The following is a 26,675-nucleotide window of genomic DNA, read 5'->3' as shown; positions in this document are numbered from 1 at the left end:
CCTCAACCGAAGCCTGGCCGGGCCACGGTCGCAGGTCAATGAAACAAGTAGCCGATGAGCGGGCATTCGCTGCTTCAGGATCACGTAGGCGGCCGGCGGCGCACTCGGCCGTGAGGACAGCTGTATAGGGGGCCGTCATGACGGGTATGGACTGCGAGCTTCAACGTTTTGCAGCCATGCCGGACGCATCCCCCAAGAGTCCGACGGCGTGCTGCCCCATTCGCACGCCGGTCCCGCGAAGCGATCGATCTCTAGAGGCGAGCTGCCAGGATCAGCCGCGAACAGTTCCAGATCCTCGGCGTAGCGGACAAGCAGCTGCGTCCAGGACGGAGCCAGCACGTCCCACGAGGCGCATTCGACATCAACCCGAACCACCTGTCCGGGCGTTCCCCCCGGTGCCGGATCAAAGTCGAGCAGCCACTGCACGTCGCCGTTCATGTCGCCCACGACCACTGCGCCCGGCGAACCGATGATCGGTCGCACCGGTCCGTTCAAGAAGAGATGTTCGCCTCGGTCGACCAGGTATGCCCAGACCTGAGGATCGTCCCAGTCCGGCTCCGGATGATAGTTGTCGCGCCACATCCGGGTCATCTCGATGATCTTGTTGGTGTCGCAGAGGTAAGTCAGCGGTACCGGGCTGGGCTCAGGGGGCGGCAGCGTCGGGCCAGGGTCGGTTCCGTTGTGCCTGCGGAGACTAGCGCGGAAATCCTGCGGCAGTTGCACGGCCAAGGCGGCCTCCACCGCATCGATTGCCTGTACCGCAGCCGGCGCATTGAGCTGCCGTAGGGAAGCCGGCAGGACGCGACTCAGGCCAGCCTCGATCCGCGCCCACGCCTCGGCAACGCGCTTGTCGACGTCGGCTCCAGTGTCAGTCACGACGCAGACTCTAGACATCACCACCGCGGGCGCAACTACCCCTCATCTGCCGCGCGGAGGGCGTTGGCATCGACTGTGACTGGTGACGCACCGTGAGGTATGACTACCTCTCCCGCTTCCGGTCCCGGCGTCGTCTCTCCTGATCGTGTTGTTCTCCGTGCGGCGGTTTCTGCCTATCTCGGTCGGTACCGTGGTGACTCGCGGCTGCACACCGAGTCCGACCTGCGCGTCTTCCTGACCTGGTGCACCCACCAGGACCTGGAGCCGCTGTCGGCCGCACGCGTGGACATCGAGCGGTACGTGCGCTGGCTGCAGGACGTACGCCGCTTCCAGCCATCGACCGTCTCCCGCCGCTTGTCGGTGGTGGTCGGCTTCTACCGCGTCTGCGTCATCGACGGCATCCTGCCGCACTCCCCGGCCGACTACGTCCGTCGACCGGTCGTGCCACCCGAATCACCCACCCTCGGGCTGGGGCACCTGCAGTTCGAGGCCCTGATCACCGCAGCGCGGCTGTCGGCCAATCCGAACGACTTCGCGCTGATCGCCATGCTTGGCCTGCTCGGATTGCGGATCTTCGAAACCTGCGGTGCGAACATGGGCGACCTCGGAGAGGAACACGACCACCGCGTCCTACTCGTTCGCGGCAAGGGCGGCAAGGTCGTCCTCGTCCCGCTGCCGCCCGCCGTGGCCAGAGCCGTGGACCGTGCGGTCGACGGCCGCCTTGATGGTCCGATCCTGCGCAACACCCTCGGGGTCCGGATGGATCGGCATGCGGCAACCCGCCGGCTCCGGCATTTGGCGGCCGCCGCCGGGATCCGGATGCCGAGGATGCACCCGCATATGCTGCGCCACACCTTCGTCACCACCATGCTCGACGCTGGCGTGAGCCTGCGCGACGTGCAAATCGCCGCCCGTCACGCCGATCCGCGGACGACCATGCGCTACGACCGCGCCCGCAAGAACCTGGACCGGCACCCCAACTACATCCTCGCCGCCTATATGGCTTCTGGAACGTAGCTACCACAACGAGCGGATCTGCCGAAGATCGGATGTCTGGCCGCTACACGACCACTGGGTGCTTGGAACCTTGCCCGGACTACCCTCATTGGCGTGCCCGTTGATGATCTTCCGTCGCCTCCCGCGTTCGAAGCGGTGATGGCCTGGGCTGGTACTGGGCGGGTGGTGCGTGCCACCGAGCTGGACGTGGCGACGTGGCGGCTTCCCGAGCCGCAGAAGGCCGCGCTGGTCTCTTGTGGCGTACCGCTGATCGATGACCTCGTGAGTGCGGTGTCATTCCACGTGGAGCCGACGATGTACCGGTTGGCGAACTCCGACGATCTGGACTGGGTGTACGGTGCCGCGCCGGGGACCGGTGAGGTGCAGGCATGGTCGTCGGACGGCAGCACCTGGTTCGTCAACTCAACGATCACCCACTGGCTGTGTTCGCTGCACATGGTTGGTAGCTGGCTGACCAGCTCAACCGTCATTGGCCGCTGGGACGAAGAGACGGACAGGCCGAAGAGAAAGCGCTCGCGGAGCTCGCCGACCTGTTGGAGCGGATCAGGGCCCTTGACCCGCGCGCGTTCGGGGACGGCGACCATGCAACCCACTTCTGGCCCGCAGTGCTCGACCGGTGGCTCTACTGATCGATGCAGACATCCTCTTCTGCCGCTGAGCGCGCGTCACGCAACGTCACAGTTGGTCGGTCGAGACAGCGCGCTCGGTCTTGCCGATGAGCGGATGCCCCAAAGGCCCATGGGGTGTGATGATCGGGAGCGATGAACAGCAGTGACGATTCCGCGTCGATGACTGTGGCACTGCGTCGGGTGGTGGTGCCGTCGCGGACTGTCGTGCTGGCCTGCGGCGGGTTTCTCGATCAGTGGGCCGACCTTGGGAAGCCGTTGTCGGCTCGTGCGATGCGGGCGGCGGATGCGGGCGGCGCCCATCTGCAGGACTGGCTCGCCGAGGCGGTCGCAGTGCCCGCCGGACCCGGAGCGTTGACGGTGACGGCGCGGACCCGGCCCGGTACATACGAGGCAATCGACACCATAGCCACGATTGAAATCGACCTGAACCTGCCGTGGTCGGCGGTGTCAGCTGGAGAGGAACCGGTGGTCCTGGGTGATCTGCCCGTGGACCCGTGCGGGATGGTCATCGGCGACGCGGTTGCGCTCGACTCATGGGTCGGCTTCCTGCCGACGGCGCGCAGTGTTGACGGGTTAGCCGACTTGCGAATCTGGGGCAAAGGCGATGAGGAGGCCTGGGCGCACTTCGGCGCGCAACCGATTCCGGCCTTCCACACCAACCGCCTGCACGGCTGGTTGGATCTACCCGTCGAAGTCGCGCACGAGCGAGCGGCGACGATCAACCGGTGGGCGGCCGCGAGGGGGCACTTCGCGCACATGGCGTCCGTCGACCTACACAGCCATCACCATCTCGGATGGCGAGCAGGCTGGCAGGATCCCCTCGGCGCCGGAGTGATCGAGGTAGCCGGCTGCCCGATCCTTTGTGTCGGCTGGGCACCGAGCGAACTTCAGCGATTCAAAGCAGGCAGGCCGTTTGGACAGGTGTACCCGCTGACTCTGGAGCACGTCGCCGGCAAGGCCGTACTGCGGTGGCGCATCCCACCCGCCGCCACCGAGGTCTGACGAGTGCGGCAATCAGCGTTACGAGACGACGCTGTACCTGCACGCCCATGCCGCGATCCGCGCGTCACGGAGCGTAACGCCGAGCTGGCCCGGTTGCCGTCCGGACGTGGCCATGAGCGGACGTGCTACCGATCTGGATCGTCAGGACGCTGGCTGCGGATAATGCGCGAGGTACTCAGCGAGCCGTGCCGGTAGTGGCCCAGCGCTCGGATCATTCAGGTGGCGCCAGATCCGGTTCTCTACCCAGAACCGGTAGGCGAACTCCTCGAACGTGGACGCGCACCGATAGATCACTCGGGACTCCTCGTCGTCGTCCTCGTAGTCGAATTCGAGGCCGTACGCGTGCACGACGAATGCCGGCTCCCCACGGCGCAGGTACAGGTACCAGATGACACAGTCCTGTTGGTCGGACATGAACCGGACCAGGAACGCGCCCGGCTCGACGGGACTGAACGTGGGCAGCCGACCGAGCCTGGTCCAGCACCCAGTCACGGACACCGCGTCCAGCTCGGCTGCCCAGCCATCCCAGGAGTAGAACTGGACGAAATCTTCGGGCAGCGCCACACCGACGGCGTTCAGACTTGTGTTTAGACGAGTCAGCAGGGCGACGTTGTCGGCGTTGGGCTGTCCCCGATCGCCAAGCCATCGGAAGCCGCCGAGAGCCTCAAGCACGGGCGGCACGCTGCTAAGCGGGTACCGCTCGTAGGTGTACCGGCATGGGCGGTAGACCCCGAGATCTGTCGCGCACCAGGAAGACGCTAGCTCGACCGCCACGCAGCCATCCTAAAGACGTCACCGCCACCGGCTACCCAGCCCAAGCCGCCGACGTTAACGTCCGCACATGCCGCCGCGCAGGCGTCACGTTCCGTGACAGCGTCGCCAGGCCGAGCGCTCCGTCGTGCGCGCCTCCTCCGTAGCAAGGGCCCTTGGGTAGATCGGGTCTGCTGCACCGGTAGGTGACAGTTCAGTCACGCGGCCTGACTGGCCGGTGGGGTCATGATGTTCTCGTACTCGATTGGGGTCAACCGGGACAGGGATCGCTGCCGTCGGCGGCGGTGGTAGGTCCGTTCGATCCAGGTCACGATCGCGGTCCTCAGCTGCTGGCGGGTGGTCCAGGTCCGCCGGTCGAGGACGTTGTTCTGCAGCAGGCCGAAGAACGATTCCATGGCGGCGTTGTCGCCGGCGGCACCGACTCTGCCCATCGATCCGAGCATGTGATGCTGGTGCAGGGCGCGGATGAGCTTCCGGCTGCGAAACTGCGACCCGCGGTCGGTGTGTAGCACGCAGCCGGCCACTGGGCCGCGTCGGGCTACGGCGTTGTGCAACGCGTTGACGGCCAGCCGGGACTTCATCCGTGAGTCGATGGAGTAGCCGACGATCCGGTTCGACCACACGTCCTTGATCGCGCACAGGTAGAGCTTGCTCTCGCCGGTGCGGTGTTCGGTGATGTCGGCCAGCCACAGCCGGTTCGGGCCGTACGTCGCCATGCCCGTTCCGCTGATCCGCGAGCAGTAGGCCGCGCCCCGGCACCTCGTGTTGGTTCGCGCGACTACCGCAGCCCCTCACCGAGCGATGCGCCCGACGCTGGTTGCCAGCACCAGCAGAGCCGTCGGCAGCTGTGTGACAACACCATCGCGTGAGCCGTGGTACCGGCCTACGTTGTCTGCGAAGCAGCCACGGTGAAGGGGTCGCCGCATGAAGGTCAGCGCCGCAGTCCTGACGACGATGGGGAGGTCCGCGCCGTACCGCAGCAGCCGCCCGTTGGTCATCGAGGAGTTGGAACTCGATCCGCCCGGGCCGGGGGAGGCTCTTGTCCGGATCGGCGCGGCGGGTTTGTGTCACTCGGACTTGTCGGTGATCAGCGGTGCGCGACCACGACCGACTCCGATGGTACTCGGTCACGAGGCCGCCGGCGTCGTCGAGGACGTAGGCCCAGCAGTCACCACGCTTCGCGCCGGAGACCACGTCGTCTTCTCGTTCGTGCCGGTCTGCGGGACCTGCGTGTCCTGCCAGTCTGGGCGGCCCGCGCTCTGTGAGCGGGGCGCTGCGGCCAATGGGGCGGGGACACTGCTGTCCGGGACGCGGCCTTTCCGTCGCGGCGATGGACAACCAATCCACCACCATCTCGGGGTGTCAGGCTTCGCCGAGCGCACCGTGGCGTCAGCCGCCTCGCTGGTCGCGGTGCCGGACGACATCCCATTCGAGACAGCGGCGCTGTTCGGCTGCGCGCTGCTAACCGGTGTCGGCGCCGTGATCAATACGGCCCGCGCGGAGCCGGGCTCCTCGGCGGTGGTGTTCGGTCTTGGTGGCGTCGGCCTCAGCGCCGTGATGGGCGCGCGGCTCGCCGGTTGCCATCCCGTTATCGCTGTTGACACCGAGCCGGCCAAGTTCGAGGTGGCGAAGCGACTCGGCGCGACGGAGGTGGTCCGGGCCGGCGATCACGCGGTCGAGGCGATCCGGGATATCACCCGAGGCGGTGCTCATTACGCGTTCGAGGCGGTCGGCGACGCCGACGTTCTCGCCGCGGCCTATGCGGCCACCCGTCGGGGCGGCACGACAGTCTCGATCGGGCTGCCGCATCCGGACCAGCGGCTGACCCTTCCGGCTTTGGGCATTGTGGCCGAGGAGCGTCGTCTGATCGGCTCGTACATGGGCTCGGCGGTGCCCCGCCGTGACGTGCCACGCTACCTCGCGCTCTACCAGGCGGGTCTGTTGCCCGTGGACGAGCTGCGCAGCCGCGACGTCCGGCTCGCGGAGCTCAACTCCGCCTTTGACGCGCTGGCGAGCGGGGACGTCGTACGTCAGACCCTCGTCTTCTCGGAATCGCCCACCAGCCGCCCTTAACCCCCGATTCACCCCTAACTCAGAGCCTGTACGGAGGATACGTTAATGCCTGAGACCGCAGCCGTTGAGCGTTCATCCATTCGGAAGGTGGTGGTAGCGAGCCTGGTCGGCACCACGGTCGAGTGGTACGACTTCTTCATTTTTGGATCCGCCGCCGCGCTCGTCTTCAATAGCCTGTTCTTTCCGGAATTCGACCCGGTCATCGGGACGCTCCTGGCGTTCGCTACTTACGCCGTGGGTTTCGTGGCCCGGCCACTCGGTGGCATCGTGTTCGGTCACTTCGGTGACCGGATCGGCCGTAAGCGTATGCTCGTTCTGAGCCTGCTGATCATGGGCGTGGCAACGTTCGCGATCGGGCTGCTGCCGACCTACGCCTCCATCGGGGTGTGGGCACCGATCCTCTTGATCATCTGCCGCCTGCTGCAGGGCTTCGCCGTCGGCGGCGAGTGGGGCGGAGCGGTGCTGATGGTGGCGGAGCACGGCGATCCGCGACGGCGCGGATTCTGGGCCAGTTGGCCGCAGGCTGGCGTGCCTGCGGGTAATCTGCTCGCCGTCGGTGTTCTGGCAATCATGACCGCCACGACCTCCGATGCAGCCTTCGCCTCCTGGGGTTGGCGCGTGCCGTTCCTGCTCAGCGCCGCTCTGATCGCCATCGGTCTCTATATTCGTGTGTCGTTGAGCGAGTCACCGGTCTTTCAACAGGCACAGGAGGAGATGGAGCAGGCAAAGGTACGCCGCAAGGCGCCGATACTGGAGGTTGTACAGCGGTACCGGCGTCCGGTCATCGTGGCGATGGGCGCCCGCGTCGTGGAGAACGTCTCGTACTACATCTTCACCGTGTTCGTCCTGACCTACATCACGACCGCGCTCGGCATGAGCAAGCAGACGGCCCTGAACGCTGTACTGGTAGCTTCGGTCGTTCACTTCGCCGTCATCCCGGTGTGGGGGGCACTCTCCGACCGGTTCGGCCGGCGGCCGATCTACCTGTTCGGCGCGGTCGGGGTCCTCGTCTGGGCGTTCGTGTTCTTCGTGCTCGTGGACACCAAGTCGCCCGTCGCCATCACCGTCGCCATCACCATCGGCCTCATCCTCCACGGCGCGATGTACGGTCCCCAGGCGGCGTTCTTCTCCGAACTGTTCGGTACGGGCGTGCGCTATAGCGGCGCCTCCATCGGCTACCAGCTCGCCTCGGTGTTCGCCGGAAGCCTCGCCCCGATCATCGCGTTGGCCCTGCTGGCCAAGTTCAACTCGGCCGTGCCGATCTCGATCTATGTCGCTGCCATGGCGCTGATCACCATCGCCGCTCTGATCGTTTCGCGGGAGACCTCCCAGCGCGACCTCGCCGCCGACGCCGGTCTCGCACCCGAGCCAGCGGTCCCCGCCACTGTCGTGCGTGAGACCGCATGACCGAGACCATCACGCCGTGCTGGATCGCCGGGCAGCCGCAAATGGGTGACAACGTCTTGCACGTCATCCACCCCTACGACGGCAGGCATGTGGGTACGGTGTCGATCCCCACGGCACAGCAGGTCGAGGAGGCGCTCGCCGCCGCCGACGCCGTCCAGTACACGGCGGCGGCGCTCCCGGCGCACACCCGAGCCGACGCGCTGGCGCACGTATCGGCGCGGCTCGCCGAGCGCGCCGACGAGATTTCTCGCGTGATCACTGCCGAGACCGGCAAACCGCTGAAATGGTCACGCGGCGAGGTGGCCCGCGCGGCGTCCACATTCCGGTTCGCCGCTGAGGAGGCACGCCGGTGGTCAGGGGAGCTGCAACGGCTCGACACCGAAACGGCCAGTGCCGGTCGCGTCGCGGTGACCCGTCGCTATCCCAGAGGGCCGGTGCTGGCAATCACGCCGTTCAACTTTCCGTTGAATCTCGTGGCCCACAAGGTCGCGCCGGCGATCGCCGTTGGTGCGCCGGTCATCGTCAAACCAGCGCCGAGGACCCCGCTGTCCGCCCTGCTCCTCGGTGAACTCCTCGCCGAGACGGATCTGCCACCCGGTGTGTTCTCCGTGCTTCCCGTCGGAGACGACATCACTGTGGGGCTGGTCCACGACGCCAGGCTGCCTGTGGTGTCGTTCACCGGCTCGGCCGCGGTGGGCTGGTCCATCAAGGACGCGGTCCCGCGCAAGCACGTCACTCTCGAACTCGGTGGCAACGCCGCGGCGCTCGTCTGCAGTGACTGGTCGAGCGCAACCGATCTCGACTGGGCGGCCCGACGGATCGCGGCGTTCGCCAGCTACCAGGCGGGTCAGTCCTGCATCTCGGTGCAGCGGGTCATCGCTGACCGAACGGTGTACGACGAGCTACGCGAGCGGATCGTTGCTGCGACGAAGGCACTGCACACCGGGGATCCGTGGGATGAACGCACCGATGTCGGCCCGCTCATCAACGACGAGGCCACACAGCGGGTCGCCTCCTGGGTCGACGAGGCCGTCGCGGCGGGTGCCACGGTCCTTGCCGGCGGCTTCCGGGACGGAACCACCTACGCACCCACCATTCTGGAGGGTGTGCCGCTGAATGCGAAGGTCTGGACCGAAGAGGTGTTCGGTCCCGTGGTCAGCATGGCAGCCGCTACCGGCCTCGACGAAGCACTCCGGATGGTTGACGAGTCGCGGCACGGGCTCCAGGCCGGCGTTTTCACCCACGTTATCCAGACCGCGTTCCAGGCCTATACAAGACTGAACGTCGGCGGCGTGATCGTAGGAGACGTCCCCTCCTACCGCGCCGACCAGATGCCGTACGGCGGGGTGAAGGCATCGGGCGCCGGCCGGGAAGGAATCCGCGCGGCCATGGAGGACTACACCGAGGTACGGGTTCTGGTATTCACCGGAGTGAGCCTATAGCCCGGCGGCCAAGGGGCCGGAGCGGCTTTCTGCGGTTCGTATTCGCACGGGCGAAGACATAACCTCCTGCCATGACACGTTCGTTCGTTGAGCTCCTCGACCAGGAGGCCCCACCCGAAGCGTTCGAGGAACAGCTCCGTCTCGCATGCGAAGAAGGCGCAAGCGAGGCGGAGCTCGAGCGGCTACGGGCGGAGATTGAGGTCTCGCTGCGGGTGCGGACCAAGATGACGCAGCAACGCCGACGTGAGGCGGAGCTGCGTGCCCTGTACGAGACCGCGACTGACCTGGCCGCCATCCGCGACGTCGACGCCGTGCTGCGCGCCATCGTCCGTCGCGCCCGCAACCTCCTCGGCGTCGACCTCGCCTACCTGAGCCTCATCGACGATGGTCGGCGCGACGTCTACATCCGGGTCACCGACGGGTCGGTGTCCGCCCGGTTCCGCACGATCCAGTTGCCACTCGGAGTGGGTCTCGGCGGCCTCGTGGTACACACCGCCACCCCATACGCCACCGGCGACTACCAGTCGGACGACCGTTTCGTGCACATCGCCGCAGTCGACGCCGCCGTCAGGGACGAGGGCATCCACGCCCTGCTCGGTGTGCCGCTGCTGCTCGCTGGCAGAGTCATCGGCGCGCTGCTCGCCGGAAACCGTTCGCCCCGCCCATTCCCACCCGAGGAGGTAGCGTTAGCAACCAGCCTCGCCGCGCATGCCGTCGTCGCGCTCGAGAACGCCCGACTGTTCTCCGAGGCTCAGGCCGCGTTACGCGAGCTGGATCAGGTGACCGCCCTCGTACGGGGGCATGCGCATGAAGTTGAGCTCGCCGCCGACGCGCACGACCGACTTACCGAAGTGCTGCTCCATGGCGGCGGCGCTGTCGATGTCGCCACAGCAATCGCCGAGGTCCTCGGCGGCGGCGTAGCGGTGCTTGATCCCGACGGTATCGCGCTTGCGACCGTCGGGGGAAGGCCGCCCATAGTCGACGAACGGCTGCTCGCCGCCGTACACGACGCCCGCCGGACCGGAGGCACCGTCCAACTGGACCTAACGACCGGCCGCTGCTGGCTGGCGACCGCGGTGGCCGGCACCGACCACCTGGGCACCCTCGTTCTGTCCGGCCCCGACCAGCTGGCCCAGCCGGCTCAGCGGATCTTCGAACGCGCAGCGGTCGTCACAGCGCTGCTGCTGCTGTTTCAGCGGTCGGTCGCCGAGGCCGAGCACCGCGTGCGAGGGGAACTCCTCAACGACGTGCTGCTGCATCCGGACCGGGACTCCGCGACGCTGCGCGAGCGGGCCCGCCGCCACCGAACCAACCTCGACGTCGAACACGCCGTCGTCGTTGCCGCAGTGAACCACGACGACCGGGACCGGGCGGTGGCCGTGGCCGCCCGGCTCGCGGCGGAGCATCGGGGCCTCGCGGGACACCACGACGGGCGCATCGTCGTGATCCTCCCAGGTAAGGTACCGGCCGAGGCGGCGCAGCTCGTCTCGGCTCGGCTACGCGAGGCACTCGAATGCGTCGTCACGGCGGGAGCTGACGGACCCGCCGCCGGTCCCGCGGCGATTCGCAACGCCTATCACGAAGCCCGCCGCGGCCTGTCCGCCCTGCTCGCGCTCGGCCGCCACGGAGAATCTTGCGACGTCGGCGGGCTCGGGTTCGCAGGGATGATCCTCGGCTCCCCCGGGCCTGACGACGTCAACGACTTCGTACGGGCGAGACTGGGACCGCTGCTCGATCACGACGCACGGCGGGGAAGCGACCTTGTCGGCACGCTGGAGGCATACTTCGCCACCGGGGGAAACCTCAAGGCGGCCCGATCGGTACTGCAGGTGCACACCAACACCGTCGCGCTGCGACTCGAGCGCATTGCCACCCTGCTTGGCGTCGGCTGGAAGCAGCCGCAGCAGGCGCTGGAACTGCAAGTCGCGTTGCACCTGCGCCGGCTTCGGCAGACGATGATCGAATCGGACAGGGCGATTGCGTAGTCGGACAGCGGGTGCTCTGAGCTGGGGATATGCGGTGTGAGTGTCTTCTGTGGAGGCAGGAGAAGCGGGTGGGATCTCGTCGATGATCATGGAGTTGCGACGCTTCAAGACACCAGGAGAAACCTCGCCCGCCGATGGCATCGACCCTCATCTCCGCGGTGGCCGTAACGGCACACCGCACCAACGTCCCGCCCAGGCCGGTCACCGAGGGTGAACAGGGCGGGCTGCTGCACGCGTTGACCGAGGTCCCTGATCCCCGTGACCCGCGTGGGGTGCGCTATCCCCTCGCCGGGCTGCTCACCGTGGCCGTGTGCGCCGTCATGGCTGGCGCGTCGTCGTTCGCGGCGATCACGGACTGGCTGCACGACCTGACGAGCGGGCCCAGACCTGGCTCGGGTTCACCCACGCCGTACCCGCGGGCACGACGGTGTGGCGGCTGCTGACCCGCCTGGACGCCGATTTGCTCGCGGTAGTCCTCGCCGGCTGGCTGCGCACCCGGACCCAGTCGCCGGTCACACCCCGGCGACCGCGATACCGAACCGTGATCGCCATCGACGGCAAGACGATCCGCGCCGCACGGCGGTCCGACGGTAGCCAGGTGCATCTGCTGTCCGCGCTGGACACCAGCACCGGGGTCGTCCTCGCGCAGGCCACCGTCGCGGCGAAGTCGAACGAAATCCCCGCCTTCACACCACTGCTGAACGCGGTCGAATAGGTGCTGGGCAGCCTGCACGGCCTGGTGTTCGTCGCGGACGCCCTGCACACCCAAACCAACCACGCCAACGAGATCGCCGAACGTGGCGGCCACCTGCTGATCCCGGTCAAGGTCAACCAGCCCACCCTGTACGCCCAGCTCAAGACACTGCTGCCGTGGCGCCGGCGACCGGTCGTACACCGCGATCGCCGAGTGGATCGATGACGTCCCCGCTGGGACCGCGCTCGCGCTGGGTATCGCCCCGGACCGGCGCCCGTCGGAGGCGATGATCCGCCGGTTGTTGCAGGCCTTGGACCCGGACCTGTTCACCGCCAGCCGGGCCGTAGCCACACCGCCGGCGAAGCGGCGGGCGATCGCCGTGGCCAGCAAGACACTGCGCGGCTCCCGGGCCACCAGTACTGCCGCCCAGCATGTCCTCGCAGCCTACGGCCAGACCACCGGTGTCGTCCTGGCCAGCACCCACGGCCCCGGCGTTGTTCTTCCATGTCCGGTTTGATCATGATTTGCTAGTGTTCTGTCTCAGTTCTGATTAGCCGCTTGTTCGAGGGTGACGCGTCCACGTCGGACCTTGGCCAGGTAAACCGCCCCGGGTTTTGTGGAGACTTCAGCTGTTGGCTCCAACCACCTCGTGGGGCTGGTGTTGAGCGTAGAACGTCGATTCGTATTCGGTGGGTGGGACGTGTCCGATGGCTGAGTGCAGTCGCTGGTTGTTGTACCAGTCGACCCACTCGGCGGTGGCCAGTTCGACCTGGGCCAGGGTGCGCCACCGGCCCCGGGGCTTGATCAGTTCGGTCTTGTGCAGGCCGATGGTGGATTCCATCAGCGCGTTGTCGAGGGCGGCGCCGACGCTGCCGATGGAGGCGTCGATACCGGCGGCGAGCAGGTGGGTGGTGAACCGGAAAGACGTGTACTGACTGGACTCAACCGGTGGATGCAACACCGGCTTGTTGGAGCAAGGTTAGCTGTTCGTTGAACGCTTCGGCGGGCGTCTTCCACCCGAGTGTCTTGCGGGGCCGAGCGTTGAGCGTGGCGGCGACGGCTTCGATGTCCTCGGCGCTCCACCGGGACAGGTCGGTGCCCTTAGTACTGCAACGGCAGTTGTGGATGCCCGTAGGGAATGATGTCTGCCGTGGCGGTGGCGGAGGTCGATGCGTGGGCGGCGGAGTTGGATCGGTTGCACGCGCGGATCGCGGGCCGGTTCCGGCGGGCTGAGCCGCGGGCTCGGGTTCGGCAGTATCTGTGTGGGCTGGCGGCCGGGTTGCAGCGTAAGAACGGCTGGACCCTGGCTGAGCGGGCGGGTGAGGTGTCGCCGGATGGCATGCAGCGGCTGCTGCGCTGGGCCGATTGGGATGTCGAGGCGGTTCGCGATGATGTGCGGGACTACCTGGTGGAGCACCTCGGCGAACCTCAGGGGGTGCTGGTCGTCGATGACACGGGGTTCCTGAAGAAGGGCGTGCGGTCGGCCGGGGTGGCCCGGCAGTACTCCGGCACTGCCGGCCGGGTCGAGAACTGCCAGGTCGGGGTGTTCCTGGCCTACCGCTCGTCTAGAGGGCACGGGTTGATCGACCGGCGGTTGTACCTGCCTGCGGCGTGGACCGACGACCGTGAACGCTGCCGCGGGCATCGGCGATGAGGTGGAGTTCGCGACCAAGCCGCAGATCGCCAAGGCCATGCTGGCTCGGGCACTCGACGCGGGGGTGCCGGTCGGGTGGGTCACCGGCGATGAGGCTTACGGGCAGGTCAAGAGCTTGCGGGTGTGGCTGGAAGAGCGTGATGTGGGCTATGTGCTGGCCGCCCGCCGCAACGACGACATGATCACCACCAGCATGGGCACCGCCCGGGCCGACGAGCTGATCGCCGCCCTACCCGCTCAAGCGTGGTGCCGGCTGTCCGCCGGCGCCGGCGCGCACGGTCCCCGTGAATACCTGTGGGCCCGGGTGCCGGTGCGGATCTGCTGGCGGCCGGGGCGCGGGCACTGGCTGCTCGCCCGACGCAGCATCACCACCGGCGAGATCGCCTACTACGTCTGCTACGGCCCCCGCCGCACCCGCCTGATCGACCTGGTCCGCATCGCCGGCAGCCGGTGGGCCATCGAGGAATGCTTCCAACAGACCAAACAAGAAGCCGGCCTGGACGACTACCAGGTCCGTGACTGGCGGGCCTGGCACGCCCACATCACCCTCGCCATGGCCACCCACGCCTGGCTAGCCGCCGCCAGAACCGTTGCCGCAAAAGGGGAAACAGCGTCAGCGAGGACATGATGATCGGCTACACCGGACCGGAGATCCGCCGACTCATGGTGTCCCTGATCCTCACCACCCCACACTGCCCGACCCGCATCTGGGCCTGGTCACGCTGGCGCCGCCGACGTCAACACCAAGCCCGCACCAGCCACTACCGCCAACGCGGCTACCCGCCATAACTGCCGTTGCAGTACTAGGGGCGTGGCACACGTGGGTTGAAGCCCGATGGTTTGCATCGGTCTCGGCGGTTGACGTCTTCGCTGCCGACGGTTGTGGTTGCGGAGCCGTCTGTGGCTGCGGCGCCGTCGCTGGGATACTTGGCCGGGCTGGCGGCGTCGGTCGGGGCCGGTTCGTCGGTCGGCTTTCGGCTGCCGGTGGCGCAGGTGTCGACTGCGTCGAGGTGTCGGTCGATGACCCCGGATCGGTCCCTGCGGGCTGCGTGGCGGCGGCGGTGGCTGGCGCCGTGTGGGAGGGTGCCGGTAGGTCGGTCGGGATGTGGGCACCGGGGGCCGATGGGTTCTCCGGAGCGGCCGGGGCGGGGGATGGCAGCCGTCGGCGGAGTTGCTCGATGTCGTTTCGCAGCCGCACGGCGGTCTCGTGGTCGTTGATGCGGTCCAGCAGGGCCGCGGCGCGCTCCAGGTGGTAGCGGGCGTCGGCGTGCTGGCCGCCGGCGAGGTCCTGCCGGGCTTGGTCGAGCATTCGGCCGATCTCGCGCTCGGTGATCAGCGCCTGGGCTCGCTCGTCGTGGACCAGTCGGGTGACCGGCCACATCAGCTCGCCCGGTTGGGCGTGGGCGGCGCCGAGCCAGACACCGCTGGTGATGGTGACCAGGGCCAGCGTCGCCGCGGCGTATGCCTTGTGTCTGGGTCGCAGTCCCGGTTTCTGGTTGAGGCGTGCGGCGCGGGGAGTGTGCTGTGACCGGTCGGGCCGGGCGGCGGTCGGGTGACCGGGTGCGGGGGCGACCGTTGCAGGCGGTGCGGGTGTGTCCTGGGCTGCCGGCTCCACGGGCGGGAGCCGGAGGGTGGATTCGAGGTGCTGCGATCGCGCCAGCACGTCGGCGTGCCAGCGGGTCAACAGGGCGGCGAGGAGGTCGTCGGCCGCGTGGTCGCCCGGCCGCTCACCGCGGCTGATCGCGTCGAGCAGTCGGTCGTCCCGCTCGACCGGGTCCGGCGGAGTAGTGGGCCCGTCGGGGGTCACGGGATCACCTGGGCGAGGGTGTCACCGGCGAGCGCGCGGAGCCGGGTGAGCGCACGGTGCTGTCCCAGTCGTACCGCGCCTGGCGTCATTCCCAGGACCGTACCGACCTCGTCGGCGGTCATGCCGACCGCCAGCCGTAGCACCAGGATTTCGCGATGGGTTGCCGGCAACTGGGCCAGCAGCCCGGCCAGTTGGGCACTCAGGTCGGCGGTGAGAGCACGTACCTCCGGACCCGGAGTGGGGTCGGGTGCGTCCGGGACGTCGGCGACGCTGTCGGTCCGGTCCCGCGTTGCGGCACGGCAGGCGTCGGCGACCTTGCGGGCGGCGATGCGGTAGATGAACGCGAGGAAGGGGCGACCTTGGTCGGTGAACCGCGGTAGGGCGTGTAGCACGGCGAGGCAGACCTCCTGCGCGACGTCCTCGGCGGTGGCCCCGCCGACGCCGACATGACCCAGTCGCGCCAGGCTGTAGCGCACCACGATCGGCCTGATCAGCGTCAAAACCCGCGCGACCGCCGCGGGATCTCCCTCGGCGGCCCGACGTACGACGGCGGGATCCGGCACCTCCATACGCTCACGGACCCCTCTCGCTGTGGCTCGCTCGACGGTATCCGCCCGCTTTCGCGCCACCAAGAGGGCGTGGTGAAACGCCAGGGCCCTACGCGCCGATATCCCGGCAAGAAGGGTCCGCGGCCCGACGTGCCCGACGTCGGGTCCGCCGGTATGTCGCCTTTAAATAATATTCATATATTTCTTGTAACGAATGCCGATTCTTCCTGGTCCAGGCCGTTCCTGGTGGGGCAACCTCCGGGTGGGCTATCCGCCCCCTACCGCACGTGGAGAGGAACCCCCATGCGCAGAACCCTCGGCGTCGCGATGCTCACCGGCATCGTCGTCGCCTCCGCCGCAGCGACGGGCGCCACCGCCGCCCCCGCTGACGCGACCAGCGGCTACATCGTCGTCCTCCGCGCGGACGTCGACTCGGCGTCCGTCGCCGCCGCGCACGCCCGCGCGAACGGCGCGACGCTCGGCCACGTCTACCAGCACGCGCTGCGTGGCTACTCGGCCCGAATGAGCGCCACCGCCGCCGAGCGGATCGCCGGTGATTCGCGGGTGCTGTTCGTGCAGGCCGACGGGGTGGCCACCACCACGGCGCAGTCGACGCCGACCGGCATCAACCGGGCCGACGCCGAGCTCAGCCCGACCGCGAAGATCAACGGCGTGGACGAGCGGGTCAACGTGGACGTCGCCGTCATCGACACCGGCGTCGACCTGGACCACCCGGACCTCAACGTCCACACCGCGGGTGCGAAGAACTGCAGCACCGGGCGCACCGCGGACGACGGCAACGGGCACGGCACGCACGTCGCCGGCACCATCGGCGCGCTCGACAACAGCACCGGCGTGGTCGGTGTCGCCCCGGGCGCCCGGATCTGGCCGGTGCGGGTGCTCAGCAGCTCCGGCAGCGGTAGCTGGTCGGACATCATCTGTGGCATCGACTACGTGACCGCGAACGCGGACAAGATCGAGGTCGCCAACATGAGCCTCGGCGGCTCCGGCTCTGACAGCACCTGCGGCAGCAACACCGACGCCATGCACGAGGCGATCTGCAGGTCGGTCGCCGCCGGCGTGACCTACGTGGTCGCGGCCGGCAACAGCTCCGCCAACTCCAGCACCTTCGTGCCCGCCGCGTACGACGAGGTGATCACCGTCAGCGCGCTCGCCGACTTCAACGGCCTGCCGGGCGGTGGCGCCGCGGCGACCTGCCGCAGCGACGTCGACGACACCCTCGCCGACTTCTCCAACTACGGCGCCGACGTCGACCTGATCGCCCCCGGTGTCTGCATCGAGTCCACCTGGAAGGGCGCCGCCTACAACACCATCTCCGGCACCTCGATGGCCAGCCCCCACGTCGCCGGCGGCGCGGCCCTGTACAAGGCCACCCACCCCTCCGCCTCGCCCAGCACGGTCAAGTCCGCCCTGCAGGCGGCCGGTACGACGGACTGGAACAACGTCGACGACCGCGACGGCATCAAGGAGAAGCTGCTCAACGTCGCCACCTTCTAAGAAAGACCGCCACCGGCGACGGTTGCCGGCAGGCTCGACCCTTCCCACCCCGGTTCCTCGCCGCACATCCCGTGCCGCGGGAGCCGCGAACCGGCACCGGCCGCTCGCTACTCCCCAGGAAGCGGCCGGTGCTCGGCTCATCCTGTGCCAGGCGTACCTCCCCAGCGCGGCAGCAGGTTCGGGTGCAGCGCCGAAGAGTCGCCCTTCACCGGCCTGGTCGCCGCCGCGGATGGCGGCGAGTACATCAAGCCAGAATCGCGGCGGCTCGCCTGCCGACGCAGTTCCCCAGGCGGAGGGGCGACCCCGAGCAGGGCCGGCCGGCCCACCAACGCACCCACTCCGACCAGGCGAGTGACGTGCCGACAAGCCAATCCGACATGACCCACCCGTCTGCTGGCCGTTGCACCGCTGCCCCCAGTGACGCGCCCACCGTGCCTGGCTGACTTTCCGATCGGGTCGACCGGGTCTCAAGCGGGCCCGTGAGGAGCCTGACATGCGTGATGCGTTTCCTGATGAGAAGCCGGCTCTGTCCTCGCCCAGACGGGGGCGATGGCCGGGCGATCAGCCGTCTTACCGAGCGGCATCCAGGGCCCCAGACCGGAACGAGCGCCCGCACGACAGGGCTTGGGCGATGGCGCCGCCGACGGCAGGTGGCGCAGGCGGGGCGTCACCTGGCTCGCCGCGGCCTGCCTGCTCGTCGGCTTCGGCCTGGGTTTCGGTACCGGCGCGCAGGTGCGGTCGACCGGCGGCGGACCGAGCGGTGCGGGGCCGTCTCCTGCAGCCGGCAGCGACGGGATGTCGTCGGTCCCGGACGCCGTGAATCCCGCGATGACCGACCAGATCGGACCGTCGTGTGGGTCGACAGCATCCAGGACGCATCATGGCTTTCCGCCATCTTATGGATAAAGCGTGATAGTTGCAGGTATCGCGCCATACAAGATTATCAAGATCTATCTATATAGTTCGCCTGATCCCCCCAGACCAGCCGGGCCGCGGGCAGCGGACAGCGCCGGCCCGCCCTCACCCCCACCCCTTGGAGGAGCAATGCGACCCACAAGGTCAATCTGGCGTCGAGCCGCCGCAGCCGCCGCAAGCGGCGTCCTGATGGTCACCGCGCTGGTCGGCACACCGGCCCACGCCGCCCCCGCCTCCCCAGAGACCGCCGCGACACTCGTCGCCACCCTCGGCGAACGGTCAGCAGGCAGCTACCTCGACGCGAGCGGCAACATGGTCGTGACCGTGACCGACGCGGCGGCAGCACGGCAGGTCGCCGCCGCCGGCGCAACGCCGAGGATGGTCGCGCGTGGCCCGGCGGAGCTGCGCCGGGCGACCGCCGAACTGGAGCGCACCGCGAAGATCCCCGGCACCGCGTGGTGGACCGACCCCACCACCAACCAGGTCGTCGTCAGCGTGGACAGCACCCTCGTCGGAGCCGCACTCGACCGGGTGCGCTCCGCCGTCGACCAGCTCGGCGCCACCGCCCGCCTGCAACGGGACCCCGGCGTGCTCAGCACCACCATCTCCGGCGGTCACGCCATCTACGCCGGCAGCGGAGGACGCTGCTCCCTCGGGTTCAACGTCCGAAACAGCAGCGGCACGCAGTACTTCCTGACCGCCGGCCACTGCACCAACATCTCCGTGAACTGGTACGCCAACTCGTCCCTGAGCACGTACCTGGGCCCGCGTGTCGGCAGCAGCTTCCCCGGCAACGACTACGGCATCGTCCGCCACGACAACAGCAACGTCACCCGTCCGGGCAACGTCTACCTCTATAACGGCTCCTACCGCGACATCACCGGCGCCGGCGACGCCTACGTCGGGCAGTCGGTGTCGCGCTCGGGCAGCACCACCGGCCTGCGCAGCGGCTCGGTCACCGCGCTCAACGCCACCGTCAACTACGCCGAGGGCTCGGTCTACGGCCTCATCAAGACCAACGTCTGCGCCGAAGGTGGCGACAGCGGTGGCTCGCTGTTCGCCGGAAACACCGCCCTGGGCCTCACCTCCGGAGGCAGCGGCAACTGCACCACCGGCGGCACCACCTACTTCCAGCCCGTCAAGGAGGCGCTGGCCGCGTACGGGGTCAGCGTCTACTGATCCGGCACGTGCGCGGGGCCGTCGGAACCCTCGACGGCCCCGCGTCGGTGCGAGTGCGTGCCGGTCGCCCGGGCGATCAATTCGCGGGCGGCGGCCGATCCGCTGGGCCGTCGACCTGCGCGCCGTCAGGTGGCCCTGGATGGGGTCGACCTGGCCCACAAACTCGCCGAAACCAAACTGGTGAGCGAGATAACGACGCTGACCCGTGGTCGCCGGCGCAGCGCGAGGCGATTGCCGAGATGCCGGGTGGTACTGGCATCCGGTCGGTACCTGCGCGACGGGATCGGACAGTGATCGCGCGGCGGTGGCGGGTGCCGACGGGCGCGTGCGCGGGTCGTCCAACGTATACGTCGCCGACGCCTCGCTGATGCCAGTGATCCCACGGGCCAGCACCCGCCTGACCACGGTCGCGCTCGCCGCTCGCCTGGCGGAGTCCATCAGGTGAGGGCCGGGGCGGGATCGACCTGATGGCCGAGGTGGCGGCGGCGGAGCCGGCACCGTGGCGGGTGATCGACGACGACGTCGAGCGCCCACCACGGCCACGGCCCGGGTGCCCGCCAGAGGGGGGATGACCAGGTGCGTACGAGGGCAGTTCCCGTGTTCGTCGTCTTCATGCTCAACGGCGTCATCGCCGGCTCGTGGGCGCCGCGCATGCCGAGCCTTGCCGAACAGATCGGCGCCAGCCCGGGTGTGCTCGGCCTCGTCCTGCTCGGCGCCAGCGTCGGACTGGCCGCGGCCGCCTCGGTGGCGGGCCGGTTGTGCGCCCGCTTCGGTGCCCGGGTCATGATCCTCGTATCGGCCGTCATGGCTGCGGGCCTGCTGCCCGTCCTCGCCCTCGTCACCACGCCGGTGCAACTCGGCCTCGCCCTGGTGCTGCTCGGCGCATCCTTCGGCGTGTTCGACGTGTCGATGAACGTCGCCGCCGTGACCGTCATCCGTCGCGTGGAGCGGCCGCTCATGCCGGTCTTCCACGCCGGGTTCAGCTTCGGCGCGCTGGGAGGCTCGCTGGCCGCCGCGATCGCCGCCGGGCACCGCGTGGACCTGCTTCCGTACTTCGCCCTGGTCACGCTCGCCTCACTGACCATCACCGCCGGCGTGATCCGGTTCGTGCCGACGGAAAAGCCGATCACCGGCACCCCCCGGGAGCGCGGCGGACTCGACCGGAGCATGCTGCGCCGCCCGGTGCTGTGGCTGCTCGGCAGCGTCGCGTTCATCTCCGCCGTCGTCGAGGGCTCCAACGGCGACTGGTCGGCGTTGTTCGCGGTCCGCGAGCGAGGCATGTCCGAGGCGGCCGGCGCGCTCATGTACTCCGTCTTCTGCCTCGCCATGGGAGTGGTCCGACTCTTCGGCGAACGGATCCAACGTCGCTTCGGTGCCATCCGGATCCTGGTCGCCGGCTCGCTGCTCGCCGGGATCGGCCTGCTGACGGCGGCCATCGTGCCGATGGCCTGGCTCACCTACGTCGGCTACGTACTGGCTGGCGGCGGTGTCGCGTTCGCCTTCCCGGTGGCGATTGACCTGGCCGGTGCCGTCGGTCGGCGCAGCGACGGCACCGGCGGCGAGCGGGAAATCGGGTTCGTCACGACCATCGCGTACTCCGGTTTCCTCATCGGTCCACCCCTGATCGGCGGGGTGGCAGAGCTGACGAACCTGTCGGTCGCCGTCGGTTTCATCGGGGTCGTTGCGATGCTCATAGCACCGGCCGCTCTCGCCTCGGCTGCCGCTAGCCGACGTGAGAAACGCGAGCGGCGCACGGAAGCCGGATCGTCCCGCGACTACGCACACACCGAAAGCCGCAGCTAGGAGCACGACCGCACGTCCTATCCGCCAGCATCCGTTCGATCGGCACGGGAGGAACCCGCCATGAGCCACCGCCACCTGTTCCTGGCCAGCAAACGGGCCGCCGTGAGCTTCGCGCCCGACCGGACACCGGGCAGCTGCACCCCTCGTGGCCCCCGACGGAACCGGCAAGGGTGGTGAGTAGGTAGCCAGGAGCAGCACCCGATCGGGCAGGTCGCCACCCCACTTCGGTCCGGCCGCCCGTCGGCGATCGCCGCCCCGCCCCGCCCCTCCCCGCCCCGCGACCAGGCGAACCAGCCCGCGGCACTGAGTCGGCTGCAGGCCGGTAAACGGGAAGGCGCACTCCTGGCGCGCTGCGGAGATCACCTATACGCAGCCAACCTCGATGACTGACCAGGTCGTCGAGGACAGCAACGGTGGCGTCGGCGGTGAAGGAGCGGGCCGCGCGTGTCGCCAGGGCTGCGCGGGTGTACTCGTCGACCATGTTGAGGAACCGCACCTGCCGACCATTCGCGGTAACGTCGACCTAGAAGTCCAGGGCCCACATCTGATCCGGCCGGCAGGCGCGCACCCGCTGATGCCGGCCCGGTCCGGCCCGGCGCTTCTTGCGCACCCTGGTCGGGCGTTTCAGTCCCTCGTCGAGCCATAGCCGGCGGGTGCGTTTCCGGTTGACCACCAGCCCTTCACGAGCGGCGATCGCGTGGGCTTTGCGCCACCCCCACCGCGGATGCTGCGCGGAGATCTGCCGCAGCCTTGCCCGCAGCACCTCATCGGCATCACGACGAGCGAGGGCGGGCCGGCGTTGCGCCGAGCGGTGCTGCCCAGCCACCCGGCACGCCCTCCGTTGGGACACTCCGAAGCGCTGCTGCAGCACCGTCACGGCACGACGGCGGCGCTCTGGACTCACCAGTTTCCCCGGTTCAACTCCTTGAGCATGTCGATGTCGAGCAACTGCTCGGCGACGATCTTCTTCAGCCGGGCGTTCTCCCGCTCCAGGTCCTTGAGCCGCTTAGCGTCATCGGCCTTCATCCCGCCGTACTGCGCCACCCACCGGTGCCAGGTCGCCTCGGAGATCTCCAGCTGCTTACACACCTCGGGCAAGGCCGAGCCCTGCCCGATCAGCTTCTCGCCCTCCCGCAGCTTGCGGATAATCTGCTCCGCCGTGTGCCGCCGTCGGGTACCCATCGTGACGATTCCTCCCGGCCCCATCATGGGGCATCGGGCTCTCACAACAGGTGGACCACTTCACGGGGACCCAGTCAGTTCGGCAACGTCCGCGTCGCCCTGGTCGCCGCGCTCGTGGCGATTGGATCGGTCCGGGCTCGTCGGGCTCCGTTCGCCCCGGTGGCGCCCACGCGTGGTCCCAAGCCAGATCGCCTGAGCGGACACTGCGAAAGGGCCGTGTGGCCGTGGGTCGCTCGTCCGTCCTCTTCTGGTGATTAGCTAGCGCAGCGATCGGAACGTCGCGCGGACGTCTTCCGAGAGCAGCTGCGGCTGCTCCCAGGCCGCGAAGTGCCCGCCTCTGTCGTGCTCGTTGTAGTGGACGAGGTTGGGGTACGCCTGCTCCGCCCAGCTGCGCGGAACCCGGTAGATCTCGTCGGGGAAGATGCTCACGCCGACCGGGATCGTCACGCCCTTGGTAGCGAAGAAGGGGAGCTTGTTCTCCCAGTACAGCCGCGCCGAGGACACCCCGGTGTTGGTTAGCCAGAAGAGTGTGATGTTGTCGAGGATGTCGTCGCGCGTGAGGTCGCTCGGCTTCTGCAGACGTCCCTCGAGGACCTGCTGAACGATGCCGGGCTGACCGCTGCCGTCGCCGTGGTCGATCATGAACGCGGCGAGGTCGATGGGTGAGTCCGCCAGGCCGTAGAGCGTCTGCGGGCGCGTCGCCATGATCAGCCCGTACGCCACGTGCGTCCCAAAGAATCCGAGCATCTGCTCGTACGTGCTCCGTTCCTCGTCGGAGAGACCGTCCGGCGCCGGGCTGCCGGCAAAGGCCGCGGTGAAGAGGTCCGGCGGAACGGCGCCGGGCATGTTGGTGTGGATGCCGATCAGCTCCGGTGGCGCCTGCTCGGCGTTCGCCGGGTCGGCGCGGCCGCCGGCCATCGCGTCGACGACGATCGCGCCCCAGTCGCCGCCCTGCGCGACGAACCGTGTGTACCCGAGTCGCTTCATGAGCTCGACGTAGGCCTTCCCGATGTGCCCGGGATCCCAGCCGGTCGTGGTCGGCTTGCCGGAGAACCCGTATCCGGGCATCGACGGGATCACGACGTGGAAGGCATCCGACGCGCTCGCGCCGTGCGCCGTCGGATCCGTGAGCGGGCCGATGATCTTCAGCTGCTCGACGATCGACCCGGGCCAGCCGTGGCAGACGACGATCGGGAGCGCGTTCTCGTGCTTCGAGCGAACGTGGATGAAGTGGATTTCCAGGCCGTCGATCTCGGTGACGAAGTTGGGGAGGGCTTTCAGCCGCGCCTCGCACTTGCGCCAGTCGTAGTCGGTCGCCCAGTAGCGAGCGAGGTCCTGCATGAGCGCGAGCGGTACGCCCTGCGATTCATCCTTGACGGTCTCCTTGTTCGGCCAGCGCGTGGCTCTGATGCGGGCGCGCAGATCCTCAAGGTCCGCCTCGGGGACCTCGATCTTGAATGGCCGGACTTCTGCGGCGCCCGTTCGCGCTTCCGTCTTGACGGCCACGCAGGCCTCCCTTCTGCTTTGAACGCCTCTGAGGTGAGGCGCCGCCCGAACTTGTGCCACGCGGCCTCATGTGCCCAGAGCGTAGGACGCATTTCCCCGTGTCCGGAGCCATACGAGCAATCCCGCATGGCCTTCCGGGACGGGCCGGGCGCCTGACTGATCTGTTGCGGCGGATCTCTGAGGAGGGCCGGGGTTCGGGGCAGAGCCCCGAGGTCTTCAAGCTCTTGTCGTCCGCCAGCGTGGCCGGCCGGCCCGGCCGATGCCGGCCGGAGGTCGCCAGCAGGCCGGGGCCGGGCCGGCGCGGCCCGCTTTGCGGGCCGCCTTGACCTGATAGAGCGGAATTCGGCAATGCGCGTGGCCGGCGCAGTGTGATCCGACAACTGATGTGCGACACGCGTCCGCCAACTGATCTGCGACACACTCGGCGCGCGGAACGCGGCATGAGAGTGACATCGTGAGCGCGGGAACATGCGCGTCGTCTATCAGGTGCGGGAGGTGCGGCGTCGGCACCTGGCATTTTGCGCCGACCTCGGCAACGCCTCGTCCGATTGCCGCCAGACGCAACAGCTTCGGCGAGGCAACCTGGGCGACATGTCGAGCACGAATCCAGTTATTACCAGCGGTCCCGTAAGGTTTGAACACTGGTACGACTTCACCGAGGGCGGTCCGGTGCATCGCGCGCTGCTGCCGTTCCCGTCGACGACGCCCGCCCCGTTCGAGGTCGCTCGCTGGTCAGTTGCCCCGAAGACGTCCAACGACCTTGATGTGCATCGGTCGCGCGAGGTGTGGGTCATCGTGTCGGGAACCGGTACCTTGACGTGGGCGGACCAGACGACGGTTCTGAGCGTCGGAGACATCGCGGCGTTCGAGAGCAAGGTGCCGCACCAGATTCGCAACGACGGACCAGATCCGCTCCTCGCCATCTCCGTCTACTGGCTGCAAGTAGACGACTGATGCACACTTGATCACACAACACAACATCATGGCCACGTCCACGGGCGTGGTGTAGAAGACGATCACCGTGGAGATTCGGGGTTGACCTGACACGCCTCCCTGCTGTAACGGGAACTGTTACAACAGGTTCACCGCCCCGACGACTCGACCGACGTCGAGGAGACGCTCTCGGTGCTCAGCGATTTTGTGCGCGAGGGGAAGATCCGCGCTTTCGGCTGCTCTACGTTGCCGGCCGAGGAGATCGTCGAGGCGCATCACGTCTCCGAGCGTTGCGGCCTCGGACGCTTCCGCACCGAGCAGCCGCCGTATTCGATCCTGGCCCGCGGGATCGAGGCCTCGGTCCTGCCCGTCTGCCAGCGCTACGGAATGGGTGTGCTGGTCTGGAGCCCACTGGCCTTCGGGTTCCTCACCGGCAAGTACCGCAAGAACCAGCCCATCGACCTGTCAACCGGCCGTCCCACAATCCGGCCGGAACGATTCGATCCCACGGTCGCGGAAAACGCCGCCAAGCTCGACGTCGCCGAGCAGCTCGTCGAGCTCGCGGAAGACATCGGCTGCACCCTCCCGCAACTCGCCATTGCGGTCACCGTGACCCACCCCGCCGTCACCTCGGCGATCATCGGACCGCGGACCATGCCGCAACTGGAGGACCTCCTCAAGGGCGCCACGCTAACCCTGGACGATGCGACTCTCGACCGGATCGACGAGATCGTGCCGCCCGGAACCAACCTGTACAACCCCAACGCTCCCCTGCCCCCGCGTTCACTGACCGACACGGCACTGCGTCGCCGCCCACTCACGGTCCGCGCCGCGGCCTGAGTGAGCTGATTGTGGTGGGCCAGTTGCTGAATCGAGGGAGACGGGCGTCCCCCCGTCTCCCTCGCGCCTTCTGGGTCTTCTGTTCGGTGAAGCCGTCAGCCTGTTCGGCACCGCGACCACGGCGACGCTGCTGTCGCTGCTCGCGGCCACGCAGCTGGATGCCGGTCCGGGCTGGATGGGAGTCCTGGCGGCAGCGACCTGGTCGCCCTGGCTGATCCTCGGCCTGCCTACCCGCTCAGAGATCACCGCGCGGCGGGCGGGGTTGTGGTGGCGAGCGTTGCCAGGTAGCCGTCCAGGAGGCGGATCTGGCGCTCGGGGGGGAACTCCTCCGGGCCGAACAGCGCCTGGACGATGAGGCCGAGCGCGAACGATTGGACAGCCGCCGCGACATCGTCCGGATCATGCGGTGGCAGCTCCCCGAGGCGTTGCGCCGCCTGCACATGATGGCGGATCCGCTCGCGCGAGCGCGCGTAGCGGGCCGCGTGCCCGACCGCGAGGTCCCGGTCAGCCAGCGCGGCGTCCCACGAACTGACCCAGATCCGATTGTCCGTGGCGGCCTGCGTCGTCAACGGAAGGATGTCCATCAGTATCGCCCGTAATGCGGCGAGCCCCTCGGGCTCGGGTGCGATGCGCCTCGGCCGCGCCGCACGGTGCTCGTCCAGCAACGTCAACGCATGCGCGACCAGGTCCTTCTTGTTCGGAAAATAGTGCGTGAGCAGGCCGGTCGTCGCGCCCATCTCGGTGGCGACCGCCCGCAGCGTCAGGCCGCCGAACCCGTGCGCGGCCAACACCCGCCACACGGCCCCGGACACGTCGCGGCGGCGGGCGTCGTGGTCTCCCTTGTGACGTGGCATGCCGACAGGCTACATTCACGCAACATTCGTTATGTAAATG

The 26,675-nt window shown here is 68.4% G+C and carries 24 protein-coding genes and 6 pseudogenes; 20 read left to right on the top strand and 10 right to left on the bottom strand.

The window, feature by feature from the left end:
• Positions 1-135 precede the first annotated feature (135 nt).
• Entirely contained in the window at positions 136-876 is a 741-nt protein-coding gene (locus tag V6U88_RS25405; RefSeq protein ID WP_334456726.1) for an SMI1/KNR4 family protein, read from the bottom strand.
• Between the two features lie 99 nt (positions 877-975).
• On the opposite strand from V6U88_RS25405, the gene V6U88_RS25400 reads away from it, so the two are divergent.
• The 3 genes from V6U88_RS25400 to V6U88_RS25390 all read left to right on the top strand — a co-directional run bounded on the left by V6U88_RS25400 (position 976) and on the right by V6U88_RS25390 (position 3,524).
• Entirely contained in the window at positions 976-1,893 is a 918-nt protein-coding gene (locus tag V6U88_RS25400; protein ID WP_334456725.1) for a tyrosine-type recombinase/integrase, read from the top strand.
• A gap of 93 nt (positions 1,894-1,986) precedes the next feature.
• Positions 1,987-2,658 (top strand): SUKH-4 family immunity protein, encoded by a 672-nt coding sequence (locus V6U88_RS25395; RefSeq protein ID WP_334456723.1) that lies wholly within the window; start codon positions 1,987-1,989, stop codon positions 2,656-2,658.
• On the top strand, positions 2,655-3,524 hold the full coding sequence (locus V6U88_RS25390; protein WP_334456721.1) for a hypothetical protein: 870 nt from the start codon (positions 2,655-2,657) through the stop codon (positions 3,522-3,524). Before V6U88_RS25395 ends, V6U88_RS25390 begins: the two co-directional genes overlap by 4 nt.
• 141 nt (positions 3,525-3,665) lie before the next feature.
• Here V6U88_RS25390 and V6U88_RS25385 read toward each other — a convergent pair whose 3' ends face one another.
• Together V6U88_RS25385 and V6U88_RS25380 are read right to left on the bottom strand one after the other, a co-directional pair.
• Positions 3,666-4,298 (bottom strand): hypothetical protein, encoded by a 633-nt coding sequence (locus V6U88_RS25385; protein ID WP_334456719.1) that lies wholly within the window; start codon positions 4,296-4,298, stop codon positions 3,666-3,668.
• Between the two features lie 194 nt (positions 4,299-4,492).
• Positions 4,493-4,996: pseudogene (locus tag V6U88_RS25380) on the bottom strand (IS3 family transposase); the annotation flags it as partial.
• Between the two features lie 223 nt (positions 4,997-5,219).
• Between V6U88_RS25380 and V6U88_RS25375 the strand changes: the two are divergent.
• The 8 genes and pseudogenes from V6U88_RS25375 (at position 5,220) to V6U88_RS25340 (ending at position 12,413) form a co-directional block, all read left to right on the top strand.
• Positions 5,220-6,368, top strand: coding sequence for a zinc-dependent alcohol dehydrogenase family protein (locus V6U88_RS25375; protein ID WP_334456717.1), 1,149 nt, complete (start codon positions 5,220-5,222; stop codon positions 6,366-6,368).
• A 45-nt stretch (positions 6,369-6,413) separates the two neighbouring features.
• Positions 6,414-7,775 carry an MFS transporter gene (locus V6U88_RS25370; protein ID WP_334456716.1) on the top strand — a complete coding sequence of 454 codons (1,362 nt, stop codon included), beginning with the start codon at positions 6,414-6,416 and terminating at the stop codon, positions 7,773-7,775.
• Complete coding sequence (locus tag V6U88_RS25365; protein ID WP_334456715.1) at positions 7,772-9,217, top strand: aldehyde dehydrogenase family protein; 1,446 nt, start codon at positions 7,772-7,774, stop codon at positions 9,215-9,217. Before V6U88_RS25370 ends, V6U88_RS25365 begins: the two co-directional genes overlap by 4 nt.
• A 71-nt stretch (positions 9,218-9,288) precedes the next feature.
• Positions 9,289-11,202, top strand: a complete 1,914-nt coding sequence (locus tag V6U88_RS25360; RefSeq protein ID WP_334456713.1) for a helix-turn-helix domain-containing protein — start codon at positions 9,289-9,291, stop codon at positions 11,200-11,202.
• A 134-nt stretch (positions 11,203-11,336) separates the two neighbouring features.
• Positions 11,337-11,510: pseudogene (locus V6U88_RS25355) on the top strand (hypothetical protein); the annotation flags it as partial.
• A 2-nt stretch (positions 11,511-11,512) separates the two neighbouring features.
• A complete protein-coding gene (locus V6U88_RS25350) occupies positions 11,513-11,917 on the top strand; it encodes a transposase (protein ID WP_334456712.1) in 405 nt (134 codons plus the stop codon).
• Entirely contained in the window at positions 11,918-12,121 is a 204-nt protein-coding gene (locus V6U88_RS25345) for a hypothetical protein (protein WP_334456711.1), read from the top strand.
• Positions 12,122-12,182: 61 nt separating this feature from the next.
• A complete protein-coding gene (locus V6U88_RS25340) occupies positions 12,183-12,413 on the top strand; it encodes a hypothetical protein (RefSeq protein ID WP_334456710.1) in 231 nt (76 codons plus the stop codon).
• Positions 12,414-12,521: 108 nt separating this feature from the next.
• Here V6U88_RS25340 and V6U88_RS25335 read toward each other — a convergent pair whose 3' ends face one another.
• Both V6U88_RS25335 and V6U88_RS25330 read right to left on the bottom strand, forming a co-directional pair.
• On the bottom strand, positions 12,522-12,857 hold the full coding sequence (locus V6U88_RS25335; RefSeq protein ID WP_334456709.1) for an integrase core domain-containing protein: 336 nt from the start codon (positions 12,855-12,857) through the stop codon (positions 12,522-12,524).
• Positions 12,838-12,999, bottom strand: a pseudogene (locus tag V6U88_RS25330) (IS30 family transposase); the annotation flags it as partial. The gene V6U88_RS25335 and the pseudogene V6U88_RS25330, both read right to left, overlap by 20 nt.
• 38 nt (positions 13,000-13,037) lie before the next feature.
• Here V6U88_RS25330 and V6U88_RS25325 point away from each other — a divergent pair.
• Positions 13,038-14,178: pseudogene (locus tag V6U88_RS25325) on the top strand (IS701 family transposase).
• Between the two features lie 543 nt (positions 14,179-14,721).
• Entirely contained in the window at positions 14,722-15,078 is a 357-nt protein-coding gene (locus tag V6U88_RS25320) for a hypothetical protein (protein ID WP_334456708.1), read from the top strand.
• 138 nt (positions 15,079-15,216) lie between these two features.
• Here the strand turns inward: V6U88_RS25320 and V6U88_RS30390 are convergent.
• Together V6U88_RS30390 and shbA are read right to left on the bottom strand one after the other, a co-directional pair.
• Positions 15,217-15,357, bottom strand: a pseudogene (locus tag V6U88_RS30390) (anti-sigma-D factor RsdA); the annotation flags it as partial.
• Complete coding sequence (shbA, locus tag V6U88_RS25315) at positions 15,354-15,986, bottom strand: RNA polymerase sigma factor ShbA (RefSeq protein WP_334456707.1); 633 nt, start codon at positions 15,984-15,986, stop codon at positions 15,354-15,356. The gene shbA and the pseudogene V6U88_RS30390, both read right to left, overlap by 4 nt.
• 222 nt (positions 15,987-16,208) lie before the next feature.
• Between shbA and V6U88_RS25310 the strand changes: the two genes are divergently transcribed.
• From V6U88_RS25310 to V6U88_RS25295, 5 genes are all read left to right on the top strand, one after another.
• Positions 16,209-17,423 (top strand): S8 family serine peptidase, encoded by a 1,215-nt coding sequence (locus V6U88_RS25310; RefSeq protein WP_334456706.1) that lies wholly within the window; start codon positions 16,209-16,211, stop codon positions 17,421-17,423.
• Positions 17,424-18,467: 1,044 nt separating this feature from the next.
• A complete protein-coding gene (locus V6U88_RS25305; protein ID WP_334456705.1) occupies positions 18,468-19,517 on the top strand; it encodes a S1 family peptidase in 1,050 nt (349 codons plus the stop codon).
• A gap of 57 nt (positions 19,518-19,574) precedes the next feature.
• On the top strand, positions 19,575-19,811 hold the full coding sequence (locus tag V6U88_RS25300; protein WP_334456704.1) for a hypothetical protein: 237 nt from the start codon (positions 19,575-19,577) through the stop codon (positions 19,809-19,811).
• Positions 19,723-19,962: a GMC oxidoreductase gene (locus V6U88_RS30385; protein WP_442934692.1), complete on the top strand. Its 240-nt coding sequence runs from the start codon at positions 19,723-19,725 to the stop codon at positions 19,960-19,962. The genes V6U88_RS25300 and V6U88_RS30385 overlap by 89 nt, the downstream gene beginning before the upstream one ends.
• A 131-nt stretch (positions 19,963-20,093) precedes the next feature.
• Positions 20,094-21,320 (top strand): MFS transporter, encoded by a 1,227-nt coding sequence (locus V6U88_RS25295; protein ID WP_334456703.1) that lies wholly within the window; start codon positions 20,094-20,096, stop codon positions 21,318-21,320.
• Positions 21,321-21,696: 376 nt separating this feature from the next.
• On the opposite strand, the pseudogene V6U88_RS25290 reads toward V6U88_RS25295, so the two are convergent.
• Both V6U88_RS25290 and V6U88_RS25285 read right to left on the bottom strand, forming a co-directional pair.
• A pseudogene (locus tag V6U88_RS25290) lies at positions 21,697-22,502 on the bottom strand (transposase); the annotation flags it as partial.
• A 258-nt stretch (positions 22,503-22,760) separates the two neighbouring features.
• Complete coding sequence (locus tag V6U88_RS25285; RefSeq protein WP_334456702.1) at positions 22,761-24,008, bottom strand: epoxide hydrolase family protein; 1,248 nt, start codon at positions 24,006-24,008, stop codon at positions 22,761-22,763.
• A gap of 468 nt (positions 24,009-24,476) precedes the next feature.
• On the opposite strand from V6U88_RS25285, the gene V6U88_RS25280 reads away from it, so the two are divergent.
• Together V6U88_RS25280 and V6U88_RS25275 are read left to right on the top strand one after the other, a co-directional pair.
• Positions 24,477-24,962: a cupin domain-containing protein gene (locus V6U88_RS25280; protein ID WP_334456700.1), complete on the top strand. Its 486-nt coding sequence runs from the start codon at positions 24,477-24,479 to the stop codon at positions 24,960-24,962.
• 114 nt (positions 24,963-25,076) lie between these two features.
• On the top strand, positions 25,077-25,781 hold the full coding sequence (locus tag V6U88_RS25275; protein WP_334456732.1) for an aldo/keto reductase: 705 nt from the start codon (positions 25,077-25,079) through the stop codon (positions 25,779-25,781).
• Positions 25,782-26,023: 242 nt separating this feature from the next.
• Here the strand turns inward: V6U88_RS25275 and V6U88_RS25270 are convergent, their stop codons facing one another.
• The gene (locus V6U88_RS25270) at positions 26,024-26,635 is read right to left on the bottom strand and encodes a TetR/AcrR family transcriptional regulator (RefSeq protein ID WP_334456699.1); all 612 of its coding nucleotides are present in this window, start codon (positions 26,633-26,635) and stop codon (positions 26,024-26,026) included.
• Positions 26,636-26,675: the final 40 nt, after the last annotated feature.

It is taken from the genome of Micromonospora sp. CPCC 205739, from assembly GCF_036906795.1.
In the GTDB taxonomy this organism is placed as follows: domain Bacteria; phylum Actinomycetota; class Actinomycetes; order Mycobacteriales; family Micromonosporaceae; genus Micromonospora.
This window is presented reverse-complemented; position numbering and strand designations above follow the sequence as displayed.

Excerpts from the sequence above, each read along its gene's own strand:
- V6U88_RS25400 (WP_334456725.1), top strand. The coding sequence starts at position 976 with ATGACTACCTCTCCCGCTTCCGGTCCCGGCGTCGTCTCTCCTGATCGT.
- V6U88_RS25390 (WP_334456721.1), top strand. The coding sequence starts at position 2,655 with ATGAACAGCAGTGACGATTCCGCGTCGATGACTGTGGCACTGCGTCGG.
- V6U88_RS25375 (WP_334456717.1), top strand. The coding sequence starts at position 5,220 with ATGAAGGTCAGCGCCGCAGTCCTGACGACGATGGGGAGGTCCGCGCCG.
- V6U88_RS25370 (WP_334456716.1), top strand. The coding sequence starts at position 6,414 with ATGCCTGAGACCGCAGCCGTTGAGCGTTCATCCATTCGGAAGGTGGTG.
- V6U88_RS25365 (WP_334456715.1), top strand. The coding sequence starts at position 7,772 with ATGACCGAGACCATCACGCCGTGCTGGATCGCCGGGCAGCCGCAAATG.
- V6U88_RS25360 (WP_334456713.1), top strand. The coding sequence starts at position 9,289 with ATGACACGTTCGTTCGTTGAGCTCCTCGACCAGGAGGCCCCACCCGAA.
- V6U88_RS25340 (WP_334456710.1), top strand. The coding sequence starts at position 12,183 with ATGATCCGCCGGTTGTTGCAGGCCTTGGACCCGGACCTGTTCACCGCC.
- V6U88_RS25310 (WP_334456706.1), top strand. The coding sequence starts at position 16,209 with ATGCGCAGAACCCTCGGCGTCGCGATGCTCACCGGCATCGTCGTCGCC.
- V6U88_RS25305 (WP_334456705.1), top strand. The coding sequence starts at position 18,468 with ATGCGACCCACAAGGTCAATCTGGCGTCGAGCCGCCGCAGCCGCCGCA.
- V6U88_RS25280 (WP_334456700.1), top strand. The coding sequence starts at position 24,477 with ATGCGCGTCGTCTATCAGGTGCGGGAGGTGCGGCGTCGGCACCTGGCA.
- V6U88_RS25270 (WP_334456699.1), bottom strand. The coding sequence starts at position 26,635 with ATGCCACGTCACAAGGGAGACCACGACGCCCGCCGCCGCGACGTGTCC.